Consider the following 20,358-nt stretch of genomic DNA (forward strand, 5'->3'; position numbering starts at 1 on the left):
GATTTCAATTTATATCGAATTGGCACTTGCCCGTTGCGCATCACCCACGCATCGTCCATTGATTGCCGCAACAAAGAAGATACCGATGAAACTTCGTGAATTTGCAAAGCAGCTTGGGCTTTCTCCGACCACGGTCAGCCGGGCACTCAGCGGCTATCCGGAGGTGAGCGAAGCCACGCGCGCCCGGGTTGCAAGCGAAGCAAAGCGGCTTGGCTATCGCCCCGATATCAATGCCGTGCGGTTAAAGACCGGGAGAGCCGGAGCGATAGGCGTCATGATGGCGCGATCCGGAGAAATCCATTTCGCTGAATTCGTGTCCGGGATGGCGCAGTGCCTGGAAACGGCCGATACCGACATTCTCATCACACCCATTACCGCACACAATGATGACGACGAGATACAGGCCTATCGACGCCTGGTCGAAAGCCGTCGGGTTGATGCGGTGATCATTCATTCGCCTCGCCCCAAGGACCCGCGGATCGAGGTGCTGAACAGCTTGGGACTCCCTTTTTTGGTTCATGGCCGGTCCGAGACAGAGCACGTTCACGCCTGGCTCGATATCGATAATGAAAATGCCGTGCGCCGAGCCACAGAACACCTGCTCGATCTCGGGCATCGGCGCATTGCCATGATCAATGGCCTGCGAGGCAAGACCTATTCGATCCATCGCGAGCAAGGTTTTCGGATTGCTCACCAGGAGCGTGGGCTGGTTGCAGATCCCCACTTGATGGTCTGCGATAAATTCTCCGACGAAAGCGGCTTTCGTCATGCCCGCTCATTTCTGGAAAGCACGAATGCACCGACCGCCATCGTTGCCGGTTCCACGATGACAGCGCTTGGTGTCTACCGTGCCGTCCGTTCGCTTGGGATGACGGTGGGGCAAGATGTTTCCGTCATCGCCCATGACGACGTCTTCCCCTATTTGACGGCTGAGAATATGGTTCCGTCGCTCTCGAGCACGCGATCCTCCATGCGTGCTGCGGGCACACGTTGCGCTGAGCTAACACTACAACTTATCGCTGGGCGCGCCGCAGACGATATCCACGAATTGTGGCCGGTCGAGCTGATTCTGCGGGAAAGTACTGCCGCGCCGCGCTGATGCCGCCCTGCGCGGACAATATATGTCGTCTGAATGGTTGCTTAAGAAGGGTTTTACAAAGAGGTCACAGCCAGCCTCAGTTGTGCAGGCCCTCAACAGGATGGGTCGCGAGAACAGCACGCCGGGTTAAGCGCTTTACCTTCAGATTTCGTATGGCCCTCGTATGTCCGGCATTTCGCGAGGGAAATCCTTCGTGTTTCGGGTGATCAGCAACATCGAGTGAACATTAGCGGTTGCCCAGATGATGGCATCAGAAAGCTTGATACGATGAAGTTGTCGCAGAGATACTGCTCGTTCGGCTATGGCGTTATCGACAGCGATGACCGCAAAGCCAGCCAGGAAAGCGCGCGTTCCGTTCGCCACCTCAGGCTTGGCGCCGACGAGAACCTCCATCCAGGTGATAATCGACTTTTCGCAATATCTTGTCAGTTCGTCTCGCGCTTGCGGAACTGCGTTGAGATAGTCGATCAACACAGGTGTCGAACAGAGACTTTACCATTCGCGGCGCATGTTTTCTTGATAGGTCAAACCATCGATCTTTCGATCGCCCCAGAGCCCGAACGCTTCTGCTTCAATATCGGCATTGTTCCTAGCAAGAAAGTCATTGATCGCCTTTCGGATCAGCGCTGCTCTCGACATTTTTTCCCGCTGTGCCAGCCGGTCCAGCGCTTTGACTTCTGGGTCGCCTATATCTACCAACGTTCTCATGAGATAAGGTCCGATATATGATATCGGCGATATATATCATGGCTGATCAGTATCTTCCATGGCCACTAGGCGTTAGCTCATTACCAGGCCGCGAGCCTGGAGTTTGGCCCTTGCTGAGGCAAATGTCTCGTCGCCTATCGTAGGTCCGGCAGCGGGGATCGCCGGTTGGATATCAACCCTGCGCAATCGCATGCAGTTGATAGGAATCGAACCGCTGGGCACCGACCCATCGATGCCGCTGTAAGCCCTGTTGGCAATTAATTTACTGATTTGCAAATGAAGCGACGCGCTATAGTTCAGTGGAAACCCAAGAGGCCTCCTAGGTCCAGCGAGCTTATTCACCTCAGATCGTTCGCCTCCGTTAGTCGAGCCCAAAAGACGAGTCGCCCGACCCATAATTTCCAATGGATTTGAGCCATGTGGCCCTTTCCCCAGCGGTTTGCGACGGAGCAACCGAGTGATCCACATGGGAAAACATCGTCCGGCGGATTGCGCTGCGAGAGAAGCGTCCGCGAGATCAGTCGGCGACCTGGACTGTCGCGCAATACAATCACGACCTATCGAACCGAGGTTTGCGACACCGGAACGACCCATCAAGATGACGTCCCGGGGAGTGATGTAGCAGGATACCGGTGGTCACCAGTGTTTTCCGGTAGGTCGGGTTGTTCAAGACCAACCTGATGGAAAGACCACCGATGACTGACGATATGATGAACGTGGGCTCGCTCGTTGAGAAGAGTGCTGACGCCGATTTGTTGCGCGAGATGATCGGCTTTGCGGCCGAGCGGCTGATGGAGCTGGAAGTCGGCAGTGCGACCATTGCTGGCCACGGCGAGAAGAATGCGATGCGGTTGGCGCAACGCAACGGCTGCCGCGACCACATGAATGCGCACTGATATCTAATTGACGCCGAGAAACTGCTTCAGTTCTGCCGTCTGCGGATTGGCGAAGACTTCCTCTGGCCGGCCTGCTTCGTGGACCCGGCCCTGATGCATGAAGACCACACGGTTGCAGACGTCGCGGGCGAACTTCATCTCGTGGGTTACCATCAGCAGAGTCATGCCCTCGGCCGCAAGCTCGCGCACGACGGCCAGGACTTCGGCGACCAGTTCCGGATCGAGCGCGGAAGTGATCTCGTCGCAGAGGAGTGCTGCCGGCTGCATCGCGAGCGCGCGGGCAATGGCGACGCGCTGCTGCTGGCCACCCGACAGCTCATCCGGATAGGCATCGAACCTGTGGCCCAACCCCACTCGCTCCAGCATCTTGCGGGCGGTGGCTTCGGCTTCGGCCTTCGGGGTCTTCTTGACCACGGTCTGCGACAGCACGACGTTGCCGCCGACCGTCAGGTGCGGGAAGAGGTTGAACTGCTGAAAGATCATGCCGACCTTGAGGCGCAATGCCTTCAGATGCACTTCGTCATCGAGGAGCTGCGCGCCGGCCACGGAGATCGAGCCATCGGTGATGGTCTCCAGACCGTTGATGCAGCGAAGCAGGGTCGATTTACCGGAACCGCTCTTTCCGATAATGGCGATGACTTCGCCGGCCTCGACATCGAGATTGATGCCTTTCAGTACCTCGGTGGCGCCAAAGCTCTTGCGGACTTCAGTGATTTCGATGAGCGACATTGAGCTTCCTTTCCAGGATCTGGCTGCTTTTCGACAAAGGCCAGCAAAGGGCGAAGTAGATGAGGGCGACGAGCCCGTAGACGGTGAAGGGCTGGAAGGTGGCATTGGTGACCACGGTGCCGGCTTTCGACAATTCGACGAAGCCGATGATCGAGGTCAGCGCCGTACCCTTGACGATCTGAACGGAGAAACCGACCGTGGGCGGTATGGCGACCCTCAGCGCCTGCGGCAGGATGACGTAGCGCATCTGCTGCAGCCGCCCCATGCCAAGGCTGGCAGAGGCTTCCCATTGACCCCTAGCGACCGCTTCGACGCAGCCGCGCCAGATTTCCGCGAGGAAGGCGGCACTCCACAGGATGAGCGCCAATCCCGCAGCAAGCCATGCCGGCACGTCTATCCCGAAGAGGCCGAGGCCGAAAAAGGCGATGAAGAGCTGCATTAGCAGCGGCGTGCCCTGAAAGAGCTCGATATAATATTTCGCGACTGTCCTGAACGCTTTGCGCTTGCTGATACGCAGGAAGAGCAGCCCCAGTCCGACCACGCCGCCGCCGATGAACGAGACGAGCGAAAGAAGGATCGTCCAGCGGGCGGCAAGCAGCAGGTTGCGCAGGATGTCCCAGAGTGTGAACTCGATCATCGCGCCGCCCTCCTCGGGAAAATGAATCCGCCGACCACCGCAAGGACCTGCCGCAGCAGGATCGCCAGCGCGAGATAGATCGATGTCGAGACGATGTAGGCCTCGAAGGCGCGGAAAGTTCGCGATTGTATGAAGTTCGCGGCAAAGGTCAGATCCTCGGCGGCGATCTGCGAGACGACCGATGAGCCGAGCATGACGATGACCACCTGCGACGACAGGGCCGGCCAGATGCGTTGCAGCGACGGCACGAGAACGACATGTCGGAAGGTTTCGAAGCGCGTCATTGCAAGGCTCTCGCCGGCCTCGAACTGGCCCTTCGGGGTTGCCTGAATGCCCGCGCGGATAATCTCGCAGCTGTAGGCGCCAAGGTTAACGACCATCGCAAGGTTGGCGGCCGTCAGTTCGGAAAGCTTGAGGCCGAGCGACGGCAGACCGAAAAAGATGAAAAAGAGCTGGATCAGGAACGGCGTGTTGCGGATCAATTCGACATAGATCGCAACGACCGGCTTCAGCCAGGTCGGCCCGAGCGCGCGCACCCAGGCGCAGAAGATGCCGAGCGAAATGCCGAGCACGCCACCGATCGCGATAAGCTCCAGCGTGACCAGTATGCCCTTGATGATCTCAGGATAATATTGAAGCAGCCATCCGAATTCGAAATGATAGCTCAAGGAATTGTCCCCTCTTCTGGCGACGGAGCGGCACATCATCCCGCGCGCGGGATGATGTGCGGAAGACCGGTTTCCTTACAGATCCGACGGGAGATCGGCGCCGAGCCACTTCTTCGAGATGGCGTTGAGCGATCCATCGGTCTTGGCGGCGGCGATAATGCCGTTCACCTTCTCGAGAAGAGCCGCCTGTTCCTTGTTGAGGCCGATGTAGCAAGGCGAGTTCTTGATGAGGAACTTCATCTCAGGGCGCTTGGGAGGGTTCTTGGCGAGGATCGCAGCAGCGACGACGTTGCCGGTCGCGATGGTGTCGACTTGGCCGGACAGGAAGGCCGAGATGGTGCCATTATTGTCCTCGTAACGCTTGATGGTTGAATCGGCTGGCGCGATCTTCGTCAGCTCGAGATCCTCAACCGCGCCGCGCGTGACGCCGATGCTCTTGCCGGAGAGATCCTCCACCTTGGCGATCGCAATATCGGCCGGCGCGAACACGCCGTTGAAGAAGGGTGCGTAGGCTACAGAGAAGTCGATCACCTTTTCGCGCTCGGCGTTCTTGCCGAGGCTTGATATGACTAGATCGACCTTATTCGTCTGCAGATAGGGGACGCGGTTGGCGCTGGTGACCGGCACGAGTTCGGTCTTGACGCCCAGCTTTTCGGCAATGAGATTGGCCACATCGATATCGTAGCCCATCGGCGCCATATCGGTGCCGACGCTGCCGAAGGGCGGAAAATCCTGCGGGACGGCGACACGCAGCGTACCGCGCGCCGTGATGTCGGCGAGAGCATCGGCGTGAGACGCGGAGCCGAAGCCGAAGGTTGCAGCCAGAGTCGCGATTGCGAAGAAGACTCGTCTTGTAAGCATATTTTAATTGCTCCTTTGAAGTAGTGGTTTTTTGGGTCTGACAGTTGGGCCGGAGGACACGGTCTTGGGAGGGAGTGACAGGGAACTGCGCAATTCCGAGAGCGGGTCCGGGCGCGTGGTCAGGTCAAGGCCCATTTCCACTTCATCCAGATGTTCGACAGAAAGTTCCGCGGCTCTGACGAAATCGCCCGCCTGCATGGCCTCGAAGATGCGGCAGTGCCCATCGTGGGACTGTGCGGCATGAAATTCAGACTGATAGAGCATCGAGATGAGGATCGTCCTCGCGGTGAGATCACGCAGGATATCGACGATGATGGCGTTCCCGCTCAATTCTGCAATGCGGATGTGAAAATCGCCCATCAAATAGGTGAGGCGCTGCCGGTTGCCCGAAGCCAGCGCTCGCTTTTCCTCGTTCAAATGCGCATCGAGAGCGCTACGCCCCTCGTCCGTCAGTGCGCACATGCTGCGCAACAATCCGGCCTCGATAACGCGCCGTGCCTCATAGACCGCGATCGCGTCTTCGGCGGACGGCTCAATGACAAACCAGCCCCGTCTCGGACTGACATGCACAATGCCGCGTGTTTCCAGGCGCATCATGGCTTCACGAACGCGGGTGCGGGACACGCCGAAGAGGGCTGCCAGCTGGTTTTCACTGAGACGCGTCCCAGGCCGGATCTTGGCTGAAAGAATCCCGGAAACGATCGTTTCTTCGATGGTCTTCTGCGTGGTCTCGGATGTCTGGCTATCTTGCATACAAGACAGAAAGCAAAGCTCGTGCCAAAATTCTGCGTTCAGGATTTCCGGGACGTCTCGGATTCTTCACCTCGGATTTGCACGCTGGGAATGCAGACTGAACGTAAATTGAGCGGGTGCCGCAACTCGTTGTCAACCGGGATCGGCGCCGGCTGCCCAAAGCCGATAAAGCCCCTTCCCTCTCGAAAGCCGCTTGCGGCAAGATCGGTTCGGTTTACCTAGTCACTACAGTCCAGGAAATGGCGAATGTAGCCATCGCGACCAGAGGATAAGGGAGGCGGACCAGTCCATCGTTCGAGTTTTCGGTGGCATGGGTGCCCCCAGCCGTTGCGCCCAAGCGAGGTTATTCGCTTAGATAGATCCAAGCCATCTCGGGCAGGCGCTTGACGCGGATGCTCGAGGCTTTGCCGGCGGTGCGAAACGCTTCGAAGCGCTCCTGCAGAAGGAGGGGCGTTGCGGACTACTTGCCATTAAGCTTTTGCGCTTTCACGCTTTCACACCCCCGAGCCATTTCGACCGACCATAGTGTGTGTGCCCTTAATATCCCCCAATGCATCAGGCCTTCGATTTCCTCCAGCCGGCCGCCCAAGCTTCAAACTCCGAGCAGAACCACCGTTCTCCATACTGGGGGCTGATCTTCGTCTGTGAGTAGTATCGCTGCCCCGGCACGTGGAAGATGCGCTCGCCCGTCTCGATGCTGATGTTGCCCTTGATCTTGCATGAGTGTCCGGAGCCGCCTGAAACGTTCCAGGACGCAAGCAGGTCGCTCAGGGTCATGCCGCCGGCTGCACCAAACGCGAGCGCACCGATGAGCAAACCCGGCGCCTTAAACAGCACCGATTTCTTCTGCGGATTGCGAAAACACTGACGCATGCCCCCAAATCTCCGCCATTTCGCGCAAAAGATCGTAATCGTGTTGGCGCATGGCGAACATCTATCCAAAAGGGGTAACTCGCTCATTCCATCCTGACGGGGCACCAGGGCTGAAGACGGGTAATCGGGCCAATTCGGCGCTGTCGAACCATCTGCCGTGAACGGCCCGTTCGGAACCGGCGAAGGGTAGAATCAGCGCTGTGCACCATATCCACCAAGTTCAAACCGGAAAGTGACCTTATTATCCCAAGGATCGCGGGGTTACGAATCGTGCGAGATAACCGGTGCCCGCCGCAATCTCGTCCCATCCGTCGAGATCGAGGTCGATGACGGCAAGTCCCGCCGTCGGGAACTTCTCCCGCATTCGTCGCACGGCATCGGCATCGCCGTCCGCCACGATAAGCGAAGCAGCATTCTCCATGCCGGGATTGTGGCCGACGATGAGCAACGTGCGGATGCCAGGTTCGACGGCCCGGATCACATCGAGGATGCGCTCGGCCGACACCTCGTAGCTATCCGCCGCCTCGCGTTCGGAGACCTTTTTCGAAAAGGCCCCGCGGACGAGCTTCCAGGTTTCCCGCGCCCGGCGGGCCGGCGAGACGAGGGCGAGATCGGGGATCAGCTTCTCGCGCGCCATATAGGCGCCGATCACGGGTGCTGCCTTGCGCCCGCGATCCTCCAATGGCCGTTCACGGTCGGCCACACCGTCGGGCCAAGCGGATTTGGCGTGGCGCAGAAGGATGAGGCGGTGTTTCGGTAGCATGGGTTCAGCGTCATTTTATCGCGAGGCCGATGTCATATCATAAGCTAGAGCCTCGTTTCGTGTTGACTCCTGGAGCATGAGGGGCCGCTCTTGATATAGGTCGCAAACTGGCGGATGACACTGGGTCCAGTTGTTTCGTCCTGCATTTGCGAAACTTAGGCATCCCGCGGATTTCGGCGTCGGCGATGGCCGATCGGACGTAAAGCGTGTCTTGTCAGAAATCGAAATCGAGCTTGACCGCGCTGACGAAACTCTAGACCTGGTCCCGAGTTCCGATCTGCTTGGAGAACCGCAACCCAAAGCGAGTATTTTCGGCTTTTTTTGAGGCTTGATCGCCATAATTGCCTGCGTCACGATGAGCGCAGGCTACCCCTGGCTTCGCCGCCCACTCTCAAGCTGAGCGGCGCATTACAAGGTTGTCGATCAAGCTCTCAGTCAGCCTTTCGTATGTCCCACCGCGCTTGACATAGGCGGCCAGCAGCGGGCCGAAATCGAGCGCCGTTCGTCTCTCCAGGATTCGACGGCTGGAATGAAGCTCGAAGCCGCTGCTTTATCGCCTCAACAGCAAGCGCGCCATATGCGGCTATTTCCCGATTAAGATATGCCACGCGTGCCATGGCGTGACGTCCATTCAATTCCTCTTCAAGGTTCCTTCGCTGGAAGCGCGAAGTCTGGCCGCGCCACAACTTTGCCCCAACGATGACTGATCCCAGCGAGACCCTGTCGGGGAATGTGGATTTGGAGCAATATAGAATGGATAAGTGTTCGTACCTCGTGGCGTTTTCTATCGCGGTACTCGCCTCAAGTGGCTCAATTGCGAAGGCCGACGGGTTTGCTGAGAAGGCGCAAGCTTCATTCGAACCCGTGGTAAAGGAATACGATATTCCCGGACTCGTCGTCGGAGTTACCAGGAACGGCAAACATGAGTTTTATGCGGTCGGGTTGGCATCGCGTGCCGACAACCGTCCGGCCACCCCTGATACGCTGTTTGAGCTTGGCTCGATAAGCAAAATTTTCAACGTGACGCTTGCGGCATTGGCCGAAGAACGCGGAAAGCTCAGCCTCAGTGATACGGTGGCACATCACGTCTGTGTCGACGCATGCTCAATTGGCGACAAGCTTACACTCATGGATTTGGCAACACATCATTCGGGCGGACTGCCATTGCAGGTGCCGGACAACGTTTCGAACGTAGATGGGTTGGTGAGCTGGCTGAAGGATTGGCACCCGCCGCAACCGGGAACGCGAAGCTACTCTAACGTCGGCATCGGGATGCTCGGCTACATATCTGGCAAAGCCATGGGCTCCAACTACAAGCAGGCCTTGCAGGACGTGCTCTTCCCTGCGTTCGGGCTCCGCCATACGTGGATAGACGTTCCTAAGAGTGACATGAGCCAGTACGCTTTCGGCTATGACCGAAAGACCAATGCGCCAATTCGGGTGAGCCCTGGGGTCTTGGACTCGGAGGCCTATGGCGTGAAGTCGAGTGTCCGAGACATGCTAACAGTTCTTGATGTGGAGTTGGGGCACGGGAAGGCTCCCGACGAATTGCGCAAGGCGGTTGAGAGAACCCATGAAGGTCAGTACAAAACTGCCTTTTTCACCCAGGATATGATTTGGGAGCAGTACCCGTGGCCCACCGACCTGCAGACCATGACGTCTGGCAATGGCTATGATTTCATCATGAAGCCACAGCCAGCCGAAAAAATCAGCCCATCGCTTCCTCCCCAGAAGAATGTGATCCTGAACAAGACCGGTTCGACGAACGGGTTTGGCGGTTACATCGCTATGGTGCCGAGCGAGGACATCGGCGTTGTTGTGCTCGCTAACAAGAACTACCCAAACGAAGCCCGCGTGAAGGCGACCTACTCCCTGATCGAAGCATTACTGTCCAAAAAATAGATGTCATTTTTGGCCGAACCGGACTCGACCTAAATGTCCGCTTCGGCCGAATTGGCATGTTCACTGCGCGACAATTCTGCCGAGCTTTCATTCCTGGACTACCGGAAATCTCGGGCTTTAGGGAATGGGCTCGCCATAGTATCGGGCTCGGGATAAGTCCCCTTATGCCGAATTCGGCATAAGGGCACGAACATATTTCTTGGCCGAAGCCCCGCCGGACGAGGGCTTCACAGAATAAGGCCCGTAGTCCGATAGGCCCGGATCGTACGATCGTAAATGCTGATGTCCTGGCAGCCGCGCGCGACTAATTGGGCCCCCTCGATGGCAGCAAAGATCGCCATCCCGTGTTCCTGCAAATCCTGCTCGCTCGCGGAAGGCTTTGCCCGTGAGAGCACCTTGATAAGCCAGCCGACGTTCATCGCGGCGAATTTATCGACCTCGGCCCGGACCTCCGGGGGAAGGTCGTCGAGTTCCGCGCTCATAATGCCGCACAGGCACATGCGATTATCGTTGGCCAGGGCGGCGCGAAAGATATCCGCGTATCTTTCCATGCACCAACTCGCATCGTTGGAAGTGGCCAGCAGCTCCGCCAGATAGGCCGCCCCTTCCTCGGTATAGCGACGCGCCAATGCCGCGCCGAGGTCGCCCTTGGTGGGGAAGTGGTAGTGCACGCTGGCACTTTTGATGCCGACTTCTTTCGCGAGCTCACGAAAGCTGAGGGCATTGTAGCCGTGGGCCTGCACCGTCGCCTTAGCAGCAACCATGACCGCCTCACGCATGTCGTTCTTCGTTCTAGCCATCGCCGTTCCATACCTATCACTCGATAGATAGTTGTTGACGCCGCAAAAGGGAAGAGCTAAGCGTGGATCGCAATCTATCTATCGATAGACAGACAAAAGGAGTCTCCCATGCAAATCTTCGATCGCCCCGGCTTTCCCAATCCAGCCCGTATCCGCATCGTGCTCGCCGAGAAGGGCCTCGAGCCGCAGGTAGAGTTCGTCTCCGTCGACCTCATCGCCGCCGAACATAAGCAACCCGCCTTCCTCGAAAAGAACCCCTCGGGCGTGCTGCCGGTCCTCCAGCTCGAAGACGGCACCTACATCAGTGAGGCTACCGCCATCACTGAATATCTCGACAATCTCGACGGCGATCCGCGGCTCACCGGCAAGACGCCGAAAGAAAAGGCCGTCATCCACATGATGCAGAAGCGGGCCGAGACCGAGCTGCTCGATGCCGTCGGCAACTACTTCCATCACGCGACGCCGGGCCTTGGCGCCGAGCTGCAGGTGTTCAAGAGCCCGGAATGGGCTGGCCGTCAGGACTGGGGCAATCGCCAGCGTGATAAGGCAGTCGCGGGCATGAGGTACTTCGACACGGTGTTGCAGGACCGGTCGTTCGTCGCCGGCAATGCATTCTCGATGGCCGACATCACAGTGTTTGCCGGGCTGATGTTCGCGGACGCCGCCGGCATTGCCATCCCTGACGATCATTCTGCGCTGAAGTCCTGGCGCGCAAAGGTCTCAGAACTCCCAAGCGTCAAGAATCGCAGCGGCCAGATGTTCGTCGCCGAGGATCTGCGCAGGCTCGGCTTCTAATCACCCGCAGGAAAGCGGTGCGAACACCGCACCGACACGCCCAGCCACATTCGCCACTCGCGCCGCCCAGGCGGCATAACCTCACGGAGTTTCTTCATGTCCGCGATCTCAACACCCGACAGCGCTTCCCGGCGCAGTCTGCTGAAAGGCGTGGCCGTCGCCGGCGTCGGACTTGCAGCGGCTGGCGCCGCCGTAACCGTCGCCGATGCAAAGACCCCCGCGCCTGCCCGCGCCGGCAAGGCCACAGCCGACCGCCTCGTCACGAAAGACGGTACCAGCCTCTATTTCAAGGACTGGGGCACCGGGCCGGCCGTGGTGTTCAGCCATGGCTATCCGCTGTCGTCCGACGCCTGGGAAGACCAGATGTTCTTCCTGCTGCAGAACGGCTATCGCGTCATCGCCCATGACCGTCGGGGTTTTGGCCGGTCGAGCCAGCCGTCCGGCGGTTACGACTACGACACCTTCGCCGATGATCTGGCGCAACTGGTCGAGGCTTTGGATCTGCGCGAGGCGACCTTCGCCGGTCACTCGATGGGCGGTGGCGAGGTCGTGCGCTATATCGCGCGCCATGGCCAGAGCCGCGTCGCCAAGGTCGCTTTCGTTTCCTCGGTGACACCCTTCCTGCTGAAGACTGCGACCAATCCTCACGGTGCTCCCAAGGAGCTGTTCGATACGTTCCGCGCCGCCGTGCAGGCAAACCGGTCGCAGTGGAATCTCGACGTCACCATGCCGTATTACAGCTTCAATCGGCCGGGGGCGCACATCTCGGAGGGCCTGCGGGAGAGCTACTGGCGGCAGGGGCAGGCAACAGGCTTTCTTGCCGCCTACCATGCGCTTGGCGCCTTCTCGGAAACCGATTTCCGTGATGACCTTAAGAAAATCACCGTGCCCGCACTGGTGATCCATGGCAGTGACGATCAGATCGTCCCGCTAGAGATTTCCGCGAAACTGACCGCCGGGCTCCTACCACATGCCAAGCTCATCGTCTACGAAGGCGGCTCCCATGGGCTGCTGCATGTCGACAAGGACCGCTTGAACGCCGACCTGCTGGCGTTCCTTCGCCACTGATGGCGTGCAAGGGCCGGGGCTGGCCTGGCTATAGCCCCGGCTCTTTTGCGTGCGATCGTATGCGATCTCGTTCATCGACGCATTGTAAAAGAGATCGTCAGCAAACTCCTCCCCGACGATTCCGCCCAGTCCTGCCGACAGTGACAGCGCAGCGTCCAATGGCGCAAACATCATCGTCACGCGCCGAACGAGTCCGGTCTCGTCACGCTCGATGACACCCACCGCTTCCAGATCGAGGCCGGACCGAAGTGTTGCCTTGTATTGCAGGAAATGGCCACCACGCCCTTACTTCCGCAGGACTTCGCCCATGTTGCGCCTTTGCCGGCCGAATTGCCTTCGGTTGGTGGCTCTACGCCTGCCTTGAAGCGCCTATCGACGAGCGCAAAAGTGCTGGCACACCAATTGCGAGCTTGACGTTTAATTAAACAGAAAGGGCTAAATTTCATCAATTGCTTCGCAAGCGCCAGATCCATTTGACCTGGTCTGTCATCGTTCCGAAGGAGTGAGAAGAAATGCGCAGGCTCACTGTCCGAACCTCCCTGATTGTCATCAATCTGATGTTTGCGTCAATTTTTCTCGCATTCGCTCTGTTCTCCCTGAGTAGCGTGCGCGCGGTAAATGAGAACACTGCTGCGATCGCCAAGAACTGGCTGCCGAGTGTCTCCGTCGTGCGAAATATGCAACTCCAACTTCAGCAGCTGAAGTTCGCATATGCCAATCACATCATGTCCATCAGCGATGAGGCAATAGCGGCGGCGGAAAAGCAAGTTATCGCTCAAAGGGAGGAAGTGGCGAAATCCGTCGAAGCCTATCGGGCGCTGATATCGTCCCCTCACGAAAAAGAACTGCTTGACCAGATCGGAAATGCCGCCGCCGCATACGCCAATGCGGCCGAGCCGATGCTCGTGAAATCCCGAAAGAATGACAACGACGCAGCCAAGAGCATTTTCTACAAGGACATGGAGCCGATTATCCAGGAAGCCGAAAGCCGTGCGAGCGAGCTACTCGACATCAACGTGAAGGGTTCGGATGCTTCATTTGACAGCAGCAAACTGACCTACGCCACGATCCTTTGGAGCACATGGACGCTTATTGCCTTAGTCTTGGGGATTGTCGCCGGAGCCATTGCCTATGTTGCTGTGCAAATCTCCCAGCCGGTCAAGGCAATTACCAGTTCGATGACCAGGCTTGCGGGAGGCGACACGGCGTCGGCCATCCCCTACGCAAGCCGAACGGACGAAATCGGTTCGATGGCTGGAGCGGTCGAAACATTCAGGCAGACAGCATTGGCTAAAATCAAAGCCGACAAGGAAATCGAGGCAAGCCGCGTCCTTTCAGAAGGAGAGCGCCAGCGGCGTGCGGAAATCGACCGTGCGCGAGCCGCTGCGATGGGTCAGGCGACGAATGGACTGGCCGGAAGTTTGAAGAAACTCGCTGAAGGCGATCTGACAATCCAGATCATCGAACCGTTCGATCCTGATTTCGAGCCGCTTCGACGTGACTTCAATAGCGCCGTCGCTCAACTCTGCCGCACGCTGAGCAAAGTGGCGGGCTCGACAGCCGGCATCGACACCGGATCGAATGAGATCGCCCACAGTGCGAATGACCTCGCAAGGCGCACCGAGCAGCAGGCGGCTGCTTTGGAACAAACGGCCGCCGCCCTGGATGAAATCACCGCAAACGTCGCCTCATCTTCCAAACGCGCCGAGGAGGCCCGCAAGGTGGCGGCAGAGGCCAACGCCAGCGCTACGACATCCGGCATAATTGTCGCGCAGGCGGTCGACGCGATGAGCCGGATTGAGCAATCCGCCAACGAGATATCGAATATCATCGGTGTCATTGACGAAATTGCGTTTCAGACGAATCTTCTTGCGTTGAACGCAGGTGTTGAGGCTGCACGCGCCGGCGAGGCTGGCAAGGGTTTTGCGGTCGTGGCGCAAGAAGTGCGCGAGCTCGCGCAGCGCTCAGCCAAGGCGGCAAAAGAAATCAAGGCGCTCATTCACACATCGAGCGGTGAAGTGGCCACAGGCGTCGAGCTGGTCTCGAAAACCGGCGGGGTTTTGAAGCAGATCGGTGAATTCGTGGTGGCGATGAATCAACACGTCGACGCGATTGCTGCATCGTCGCGCGAGCAGTCGGTGGGCCTCGCCGAGATAAACACGGCAGTTAACAGCCTCGATCAAACGACCCAGCAGAATGCCGCAATGGTCGAGGAAGCGAGCGCAGCTTCCGCATCGCTTGCCGACGAGAGCGCCACGCTGCGCGAGTTGATTGGTCAGTTCAAGGTTGGGGGCGCAACAGAGCACCAAGCCTATGCTTTCCGTAAGACTGCATAGTTCGCACGTTGACCGGATAAAAAAATCGTACGGCGACAATGCCATCCCTACCGTTTGCATTCCGTGAGGATTCAGGTTCCCGTCAATCGCTCGCCCCGTGACCTCGGAGAGGGTGACAGGACCTCCGGCTGCTGAAGATGCAAGGTTCGTAATAGACAGGCGCGCTAACGATGAGCTCGAGGCATCGCCTTCGCGAAACCCGAGCAGGAACGTTATTCCCTGCCGGAGAATTCACTGGGCCACGGGTAATCGACGTAACCTTGGATGCCCTGACTGGACCACGTTGTGGGATCATCCGGAGTGGGCGGGATCTTTTCCGTGAAACGTTTCGGCAGGCCCGGGTTGGCGATGAACGGACGACCGAAGGCGACCGCGTGCCGACACCGTCATCAATCGCTGCCTGCGACCGCACGAAGTTGAAATCGGAGTTCAGGATCAACGGACCTTGAACGCATGCCGCAATTGCGGCGCCAAAGGATCCATCTCGCCGACACCGAAGGTGCCGTCTCGGCGGTCCCATCAGCGCCAGATGGGCGATCCCGATCTTCGGCAGCATTTCCAAGACCGCCGTGAACAAGGGGAAGGGATCGCTGTCGCGGACGCCCTGCGTTTCGCCGTTGGGAGAGACCCGCACGCCCACGCGGCCGGCGCCGCCCGCATCGACCACCGCCTCAGTGGCCTCCCGCAGCAACCGGATACGGATTTCGATCGAGCCGCCATAGTGCGCCGAAAGCCTCTCGCAGATTAGTTCGGCTTGACAATACGAGTATATGCTCCTATTTGTTTGGCAGTAAGAGCATATGCTTTCATTGAAGGAGATATGGCAATGAGCGAGACTGACATCCTGGTAAGTGGTGCAACTGGACGGACCGGCGGCGCCGCGATCGACGAGCTTCTCAAGATGAGCAGGAAGGTTCGAGCCTATGTTCGCTCGGACGACGACCGTGCCAAAGCGCTGCGTGAGCGCGGCGTCGAAGTCGCGGTCGGCGACTTCACTGACATCGATGACATCCGTGCGGCCATGGAGGGCATTCGGTCTGCATACTTTCTGCACCCCATCGCGCCGGGAATTCTCGGCGCCGCAGCCTATTTTGCGCAGGCGGCGAAGGAGGCGGGCGTCTCCGCGATCGTAAACATGTCGCAGATCTCGGCACGTCGACAATCCACCAGCCATGCGGCGCAGGATCATTGGATTTCGGAGCGCGTTTTCGACTGGTCCGGCGTCGCGACCACGCATCTGCGTCCCACCTTCTTCGCCGATTGGCTCGTCTATCCGCATTTTGCAAGGGAGATCTGGGCGTCTAAGAAGATCGAGTTTCCGTTCGAGAACGGCCGACATGCACCGATCAGCTCCGATGACCAGGGCCGCGTGATCGCCCACCTGCTGGCGAAGCCGGAAGGTCATGGAAGCAAGATTTATACCCTTCACGGCCCCGTGGAAATGAACCACACCGAGATCGCCGCAGCGATGAGCGATGTTCTAGGAGCCAAGATCGAATACGCGCCGACCTCGATCGAAGCCTTTAAGGACAAGATGGAGACGCTCTACACGTTCCCGCCGTTTCTGGTGCAGCACCTTGTCGAGGTCGCCCAGAATTATCGCGAGGGCATCTTCTCTGGCACCAACGACGTCGTCGAGCGGATAACGGGAACCCCTGCCCTCTCGATCCCGGAATTCGTCGCCAAGAACCGCGACGCCTTCCACTGAAATCCAGGACCAGGATCAACGACGATGCCCAACACTCATCAAGAACGTCATCCGTTTCTCGACGACCTTGCGAACGACGCCGAGCTGATCAGTTCCGTGCTGCGCGGACCGGTGGTCGGTCGCGACGAAATCCGGCGTGTCGTTGATGCCGTCGGCACTTTCTACGCCAAGCAAACCCCGACCTTTATGGAGATCGTCGGTTCGCGGACGCTTCTGGAATATGAAGCGATCTTGACCAGCGGCGAACGCCTGAATGCGGCCGTCATCATCGATCGCGACCCGGATGGCTTCATACCGCGCGTAAGCGTCCGTATGGCCCCGGTCGATGCCGTCGTGTCGCTCGCCGGCCACCTCAAAAGCACGCTATCCGGTCAGTTGCCCGAGCAGCTTTTCCTTTGAATCCAACAGCCCGGTTGGCCTCCGCCGCAGTAGCGGATCGGCCACCTATCTAGGAAGGTGACGTGTCATGGAAATCAACAACGCAACGGTCTTCATTACAGGTGCAAATCGTGGCCTGGGCCTGGCCTTCGCCCGGGAGGCCGCCCGGCGCGGAGCAAAGAAGGTCTACGCAGGCATGCGCAACACAAATGGCTTCGACGAACCCGGCGTCGTGCCAGTCCGCATCGATGTCACCGATCCGACGTCGGTCGCCGCCGCAGCCGAGGCTGCAGAAGACACAACGATCCTGATCAACAACGCTGGTATTGCCGCTCTGATCGACAATCCCTTGGCGGCCGAATTCGAGGCGCAGTCGAAGGCGCTGTTCGACACCAATTACTATGGCGTGGCGCGGGTCACACAAGCGTTCGAGCCTGGCCTGTCAAAGGCGCCCCATGCCGCCATTATCAATGTCCTTTCTGATATCGTATGGCTGCCACGACCCTACCTGACGCCGTACGCCGCTTCCAAGGCCGCGGCCTGGAGCTATACGAACCAGCTACGGTTCCACCTTGCGGACCGCAGCATCCAGGTGCTCGGTCTTCACGTTGGCTTCCTGGACACCGATCTGACAAACGGTATCGACGTGCCGAAAACCAGCCCGACGGACGTGGCAATCCAGACCTATGATGCACTTGCCGCCGGAAAGAGCGAGGTCATGGCCGACAAGGGCACGGCTCTGCTAAAGAGCACGCTGGCGGACGAGATCCCCGGCTACATCACGCCCCCGCCGGGATTGTTCTAAAACTTCGCGAGAGACGGGCGTCTTCTGCAGCAAGCGTGAAGGCGCCCCGGAACTAAAATTGAAAGGAATGGAAATGTTGTCGGTCAATCAGCCTCTGGGAATCGACCAGTGCAATTGCAACGCCATGCGTAAGGCGAGCCGGCAGATCACCCGCCTCTATGACGCTCACCTCGAGCCGGTCGGGCTCCGCATCACGCAGTTCCTCATCCTCGCCGCTCTGGCTGAGGCTGAAAGCGCGACCGTCATCGCGCTGGCCGAGCGCCTCGATGTCGAACGCACGGCCATGGGCAAGATGGTCGGGTTCCTAGAGAGAGACGGCTTTGTCTCCATGAACCCCTCACCGATCGATGGCCGCTACCGGGTCATCGAACTTACGCTTGAAGGACGTCTTTTGCACGACAGGGCGTCGCCCCTGTGGCTGGCCGCCCAGCAAGAGTTCTCGAACCTAAACGGAGCAGCAAACGTAGCCTCACTTCGAACGGAACTCAACCGGATCGTGGTGGGCAAACACGCTGCGGCATCTTCGGGCGATTGACGCAGGTCTTGCCCAGGCCCTCCGTAGCGGGCCGGTTCCGTGTGAAACCGCAAACGCAACGGCTCTTGACCGGATTGGAACCGGTGACCCCGCCCTACACGATCGGAACACTTGAGGGTCTGAACCGGTGGCGTTACCGCGGTTAGTGCCTTCTCAGCCATGCGGCGCGGCTTCAGAAAGCTCGGAAAGTAGCTGCCAGTGCGTAGCTTTGGAATTCGAAGTTCAACAGTTCCATGCGGCGATGGTGGTCCGACTTCCTTCATGGCAACGGACCAGTCGGTAGGTGCGTCCCAACCGGTATCGCAGGTCGTCGCCGTCCCGGTCGCGGCAAAGGCATTGCGATCACCATCGCCTGCGCCGTGGTGATCGGTGCCGCCAGCTGGGTGCATCTTGATAGCAACGGCCATCTCGACAACACTACCGCTTTCGTCAAAGCGCCTGCACAAGACGCGCTGTCGGTGTCGTTCGTGTTCTGCGCGCTATCGTACGAACTGCGTCGTCAATGGCGACACCTTCTGGTTCTGGACGAGAAAATTCGTATGGCCGATATCGATACGCCTGAACTCAGCCCGCCCCGCTGCGAGGCTGAACGGATAAAAGGTGAAGCGGCGAAATCCCGCCTATTGAAGCTGCTCAACGCCCCTGACAACCGGATTCCGCGACGAAGATAAGTATGGACGCAAACTTCGAACCGTGTGTCGTGCGGGCAATTCGCTAGACGTTGTTTGATCAAGGAAGGCCTCGCCCGGCCATGGGATGGCGCGCGCCACGGCTCGGGGCCAATGAGGGCTATCATCGTTTCCGCTGTGCGGGAGAGGATTGGGGCAACGGACGAATTCGTCAGCAAGTGTCACCGGTCGAACGGAGCTCGTGGCCGCTTGGCGCAGATTGTGTTGAAAGACTCCACTAGACCGCGTTCGAAGTGATTTTCACGCGAAGCGTGAGGAATACAATTCCAACTGTAGCCTGTGCAAGCCGTACTCGCGCAACATCATTTGAGGCAAAATGAGACGCTGATCCGTTGCCGCGTTTTTCAACACAATCCGCCAAAAGCGGAGATCCTCAAGCGAAAAGCCGACGGACGCGATCAAATGCGTCTGTCACGGCAGGCTTAGGCGGAGCCAATTCGGGGTCCTGCTCAGCCTCAACGACCAACCATCCGCGATAGCAGCCGTTCCGCACGAAATCGGCGACGGGAGCGAAATCAACGTCGCCATCACCGGGAACCGTGAACATGCCCTGGCGCACGCCCTCATTGAAGCTGAGATCACCCGCCCTCACCATCTCCATTACCTTGCCACGAACATCCTTGAGATGGATGTGGGCGATCCGGTCGCCGAAGCGATCGATGAGGTGCTTGTAGTCGAAGCCGCCGCCAACCGCGTGTCCGGTGTCGAGAAGAAGGCCGACATCACCTCCAGCTCGGTCGAACAATGTGGAAATTTCGTCAAGGGTCTCGGTGACCATCATGAGATGATGGTGATACGCGAGCCGGAGGCCATAGGCATCTTGGAGGCGCTTGGCGAATTCCGTAAGCCGGACCGCGTACGCAGCGATTTCGTCGGTGGGCATGACAAGCCTTTTTGACATCGGGGCGTCGAGCGGCGCTCCAGGGGTCATCATCGCCACCTCGCCATAGACCATGACCGAGCTGCCCATGTCGCGAAGAAGGCTTGCATGAGGAGCTACCGCAGCCATCTCGGCCTCGACGTCCCTCTCGGCCAGTTCGCCTGAATGCCATCCCGACGCCAAGGCCAAGCCACGCGAATCCAGAAGCGGTCGAAGAACGGCGGCGTCGCGGGGAAACTTGCGCCCGAGTTCGACGCCCTGGTAGCCGATTGCAGCCGCATCATCCAGGCAGGTTTCGAGCGGGATGTTCGCGCCGAGGTCCTCGAGAACGTCGTTCGCCCAGGACAACGGACTCACTCCAAGACGGACGCCTGGCGGGAGGGAGGATAGGGACTGGTTCATCTGCGTCTCCAGATTTTGCGCACGGGTTCGCGATCCTGCGCCGCAGGGCGCAGGTCGAATGACAGGTTTCAGA

At 58.8% G+C, this 20,358-nt stretch carries 20 protein-coding genes and 3 pseudogenes; 11 read left to right on the forward strand and 12 right to left on the reverse strand.

What is annotated here, in order from left to right:
* The first annotated feature begins 85 nt into the window (after positions 1 to 85).
* Positions 86 to 1,099, forward strand: coding sequence for a substrate-binding domain-containing protein (locus EFB14_RS32180; RefSeq protein WP_126830820.1), 1,014 nt, complete (start codon positions 86 to 88; stop codon positions 1,097 to 1,099).
* A 141-nt stretch (positions 1,100 to 1,240) separates the two neighbouring features.
* Here the strand turns inward: EFB14_RS32180 and EFB14_RS32185 are convergent, their stop codons facing one another.
* Together EFB14_RS32185 and EFB14_RS32190 are read right to left on the reverse strand one after the other, a co-directional pair.
* Entirely contained in the window at positions 1,241 to 1,573 is a 333-nt protein-coding gene (locus EFB14_RS32185) for a type II toxin-antitoxin system VapC family toxin (protein ID WP_245438358.1), read from the reverse strand.
* 18 nt (positions 1,574 to 1,591) lie between these two features.
* A complete protein-coding gene (locus EFB14_RS32190; RefSeq protein WP_126830822.1) occupies positions 1,592 to 1,807 on the reverse strand; it encodes a ribbon-helix-helix domain-containing protein in 216 nt (71 codons plus the stop codon).
* A gap of 695 nt (positions 1,808 to 2,502) precedes the next feature.
* Here EFB14_RS32190 and EFB14_RS32195 point away from each other — a divergent pair.
* Positions 2,503 to 2,685 (forward strand): annotated as a pseudogene (locus EFB14_RS32195) (IS256 family transposase); the annotation flags it as partial.
* Between the two features lie 21 nt (positions 2,686 to 2,706).
* Here the strand turns inward: EFB14_RS32195 and EFB14_RS32200 are convergent.
* The 7 genes from EFB14_RS32200 to EFB14_RS32230 all read right to left on the reverse strand — a co-directional run bounded on the left by EFB14_RS32200 (position 2,707) and on the right by EFB14_RS32230 (position 7,987).
* On the reverse strand, positions 2,707 to 3,432 hold the full coding sequence (locus EFB14_RS32200) for an amino acid ABC transporter ATP-binding protein (RefSeq protein WP_125847666.1): 726 nt from the start codon (positions 3,430 to 3,432) through the stop codon (positions 2,707 to 2,709).
* Positions 3,410 to 4,069, reverse strand: coding sequence for an amino acid ABC transporter permease (locus EFB14_RS32205; RefSeq protein ID WP_125847668.1), 660 nt, complete (start codon positions 4,067 to 4,069; stop codon positions 3,410 to 3,412). The genes EFB14_RS32200 and EFB14_RS32205 overlap by 23 nt, the downstream gene beginning before the upstream one ends.
* Complete coding sequence (locus tag EFB14_RS32210; RefSeq protein ID WP_126830824.1) at positions 4,066 to 4,737, reverse strand: amino acid ABC transporter permease; 672 nt, start codon at positions 4,735 to 4,737, stop codon at positions 4,066 to 4,068. The genes EFB14_RS32205 and EFB14_RS32210 overlap by 4 nt, the downstream gene beginning before the upstream one ends.
* A gap of 75 nt (positions 4,738 to 4,812) precedes the next feature.
* Positions 4,813 to 5,598: a transporter substrate-binding domain-containing protein gene (locus tag EFB14_RS32215; RefSeq protein ID WP_126830826.1), complete on the reverse strand. Its 786-nt coding sequence runs from the start codon at positions 5,596 to 5,598 to the stop codon at positions 4,813 to 4,815.
* A gap of 3 nt (positions 5,599 to 5,601) precedes the next feature.
* On the reverse strand, positions 5,602 to 6,351 hold the full coding sequence (locus EFB14_RS32220) for a GntR family transcriptional regulator (RefSeq protein ID WP_126830828.1): 750 nt from the start codon (positions 6,349 to 6,351) through the stop codon (positions 5,602 to 5,604).
* Positions 6,352 to 6,906: 555 nt separating this feature from the next.
* Positions 6,907 to 7,224, reverse strand: coding sequence for a sunset domain-containing protein (locus EFB14_RS32225; RefSeq protein WP_126830830.1), 318 nt, complete (start codon positions 7,222 to 7,224; stop codon positions 6,907 to 6,909).
* Between the two features lie 241 nt (positions 7,225 to 7,465).
* Positions 7,466 to 7,987, reverse strand: coding sequence for a SixA phosphatase family protein (locus EFB14_RS32230; protein ID WP_126830832.1), 522 nt, complete (start codon positions 7,985 to 7,987; stop codon positions 7,466 to 7,468).
* A gap of 753 nt (positions 7,988 to 8,740) precedes the next feature.
* Between EFB14_RS32230 and ampC the strand changes: the two genes are divergently transcribed.
* A complete protein-coding gene (ampC, locus tag EFB14_RS32235) occupies positions 8,741 to 9,889 on the forward strand; it encodes a class C beta-lactamase (protein ID WP_125847681.1) in 1,149 nt (382 codons plus the stop codon).
* Between the two features lie 227 nt (positions 9,890 to 10,116).
* On the opposite strand, the gene EFB14_RS32240 is transcribed toward ampC, so the two are convergent.
* Positions 10,117 to 10,689 carry a TetR/AcrR family transcriptional regulator gene (locus EFB14_RS32240; RefSeq protein WP_125847683.1) on the reverse strand — a complete coding sequence of 191 codons (573 nt, stop codon included), beginning with the start codon at positions 10,687 to 10,689 and terminating at the stop codon, positions 10,117 to 10,119.
* 108 nt (positions 10,690 to 10,797) lie between these two features.
* Here EFB14_RS32240 and EFB14_RS32245 point away from each other — a divergent pair, with 108 nt between their 5' ends.
* The 7 genes from EFB14_RS32245 (at position 10,798) to EFB14_RS32285 (ending at position 18,314) form a co-directional block, all read left to right on the forward strand.
* A complete protein-coding gene (locus EFB14_RS32245) occupies positions 10,798 to 11,484 on the forward strand; it encodes a glutathione S-transferase family protein (protein ID WP_126830834.1) in 687 nt (228 codons plus the stop codon).
* 96 nt (positions 11,485 to 11,580) lie between these two features.
* Positions 11,581 to 12,552, forward strand: coding sequence for an alpha/beta fold hydrolase (locus EFB14_RS32250; protein ID WP_126830835.1), 972 nt, complete (start codon positions 11,581 to 11,583; stop codon positions 12,550 to 12,552).
* A gap of 512 nt (positions 12,553 to 13,064) precedes the next feature.
* Positions 13,065 to 14,888: a methyl-accepting chemotaxis protein gene (locus tag EFB14_RS32260; RefSeq protein ID WP_125847689.1), complete on the forward strand. Its 1,824-nt coding sequence runs from the start codon at positions 13,065 to 13,067 to the stop codon at positions 14,886 to 14,888.
* Between the two features lie 826 nt (positions 14,889 to 15,714).
* Positions 15,715 to 16,596: an NmrA family NAD(P)-binding protein gene (locus tag EFB14_RS32270; RefSeq protein ID WP_126830837.1), complete on the forward strand. Its 882-nt coding sequence runs from the start codon at positions 15,715 to 15,717 to the stop codon at positions 16,594 to 16,596.
* Between the two features lie 24 nt (positions 16,597 to 16,620).
* A complete protein-coding gene (locus EFB14_RS32275; RefSeq protein ID WP_126830839.1) occupies positions 16,621 to 16,995 on the forward strand; it encodes a hypothetical protein in 375 nt (124 codons plus the stop codon).
* 67 nt (positions 16,996 to 17,062) lie between these two features.
* On the forward strand, positions 17,063 to 17,779 hold the full coding sequence (locus EFB14_RS32280; protein WP_125847695.1) for an SDR family oxidoreductase: 717 nt from the start codon (positions 17,063 to 17,065) through the stop codon (positions 17,777 to 17,779).
* A gap of 73 nt (positions 17,780 to 17,852) precedes the next feature.
* Positions 17,853 to 18,314 (forward strand): MarR family winged helix-turn-helix transcriptional regulator, encoded by a 462-nt coding sequence (locus tag EFB14_RS32285; protein WP_126830841.1) that lies wholly within the window; start codon positions 17,853 to 17,855, stop codon positions 18,312 to 18,314.
* Between the two features lie 134 nt (positions 18,315 to 18,448).
* Here EFB14_RS32285 and EFB14_RS32290 read toward each other — a convergent pair.
* Positions 18,449 to 18,547: pseudogene (locus tag EFB14_RS32290) on the reverse strand (transposase); the annotation flags it as partial.
* Between the two features lie 150 nt (positions 18,548 to 18,697).
* Here EFB14_RS32290 and EFB14_RS32295 point away from each other — a divergent pair.
* A pseudogene (locus tag EFB14_RS32295) lies at positions 18,698 to 19,087 on the forward strand (thermonuclease family protein); the annotation flags it as partial.
* 289 nt (positions 19,088 to 19,376) lie between these two features.
* On the opposite strand, the gene iolE reads toward EFB14_RS32295, so the two are convergent.
* Positions 19,377 to 20,285, reverse strand: coding sequence for a myo-inosose-2 dehydratase (gene iolE, locus EFB14_RS32300; protein ID WP_125847699.1), 909 nt, complete (start codon positions 20,283 to 20,285; stop codon positions 19,377 to 19,379).
* Between the last annotated feature and the right edge of the window lie 73 nt (positions 20,286 to 20,358).

This window comes from Rhizobium fabae, assembly GCF_003985135.1.
Lineage (GTDB): Bacteria > Pseudomonadota > Alphaproteobacteria > Rhizobiales > Rhizobiaceae > Rhizobium > Rhizobium pisi.

Excerpts from the sequence above, each read along its gene's own strand:
- EFB14_RS32180 (WP_126830820.1), top strand. The coding sequence starts at position 86 with ATGAAACTTCGTGAATTTGCAAAGCAGCTTGGGCTTTCTCCGACCACG.
- EFB14_RS32190 (WP_126830822.1), bottom strand. The coding sequence starts at position 1,807 with ATGAGAACGTTGGTAGATATAGGCGACCCAGAAGTCAAAGCGCTGGAC.
- EFB14_RS32200 (WP_125847666.1), bottom strand. The coding sequence starts at position 3,432 with ATGTCGCTCATCGAAATCACTGAAGTCCGCAAGAGCTTTGGCGCCACC.
- EFB14_RS32205 (WP_125847668.1), bottom strand. The coding sequence starts at position 4,069 with ATGATCGAGTTCACACTCTGGGACATCCTGCGCAACCTGCTGCTTGCC.
- EFB14_RS32215 (WP_126830826.1), bottom strand. The coding sequence starts at position 5,598 with ATGCTTACAAGACGAGTCTTCTTCGCAATCGCGACTCTGGCTGCAACC.
- EFB14_RS32220 (WP_126830828.1), bottom strand. The coding sequence starts at position 6,351 with ATGCAAGATAGCCAGACATCCGAGACCACGCAGAAGACCATCGAAGAA.
- EFB14_RS32225 (WP_126830830.1), bottom strand. The coding sequence starts at position 7,224 with ATGCGTCAGTGTTTTCGCAATCCGCAGAAGAAATCGGTGCTGTTTAAG.
- EFB14_RS32230 (WP_126830832.1), bottom strand. The coding sequence starts at position 7,987 with ATGCTACCGAAACACCGCCTCATCCTTCTGCGCCACGCCAAATCCGCT.
- ampC (WP_125847681.1), top strand. The coding sequence starts at position 8,741 with ATGGATAAGTGTTCGTACCTCGTGGCGTTTTCTATCGCGGTACTCGCC.
- EFB14_RS32240 (WP_125847683.1), bottom strand. The coding sequence starts at position 10,689 with ATGGCTAGAACGAAGAACGACATGCGTGAGGCGGTCATGGTTGCTGCT.
- EFB14_RS32245 (WP_126830834.1), top strand. The coding sequence starts at position 10,798 with ATGCAAATCTTCGATCGCCCCGGCTTTCCCAATCCAGCCCGTATCCGC.
- EFB14_RS32250 (WP_126830835.1), top strand. The coding sequence starts at position 11,581 with ATGTCCGCGATCTCAACACCCGACAGCGCTTCCCGGCGCAGTCTGCTG.
- EFB14_RS32260 (WP_125847689.1), top strand. The coding sequence starts at position 13,065 with ATGCGCAGGCTCACTGTCCGAACCTCCCTGATTGTCATCAATCTGATG.
- EFB14_RS32270 (WP_126830837.1), top strand. The coding sequence starts at position 15,715 with ATGAGCGAGACTGACATCCTGGTAAGTGGTGCAACTGGACGGACCGGC.
- EFB14_RS32275 (WP_126830839.1), top strand. The coding sequence starts at position 16,621 with ATGCCCAACACTCATCAAGAACGTCATCCGTTTCTCGACGACCTTGCG.
- EFB14_RS32280 (WP_125847695.1), top strand. The coding sequence starts at position 17,063 with ATGGAAATCAACAACGCAACGGTCTTCATTACAGGTGCAAATCGTGGC.
- EFB14_RS32285 (WP_126830841.1), top strand. The coding sequence starts at position 17,853 with ATGTTGTCGGTCAATCAGCCTCTGGGAATCGACCAGTGCAATTGCAAC.
- iolE (WP_125847699.1), bottom strand. The coding sequence starts at position 20,285 with ATGAACCAGTCCCTATCCTCCCTCCCGCCAGGCGTCCGTCTTGGAGTG.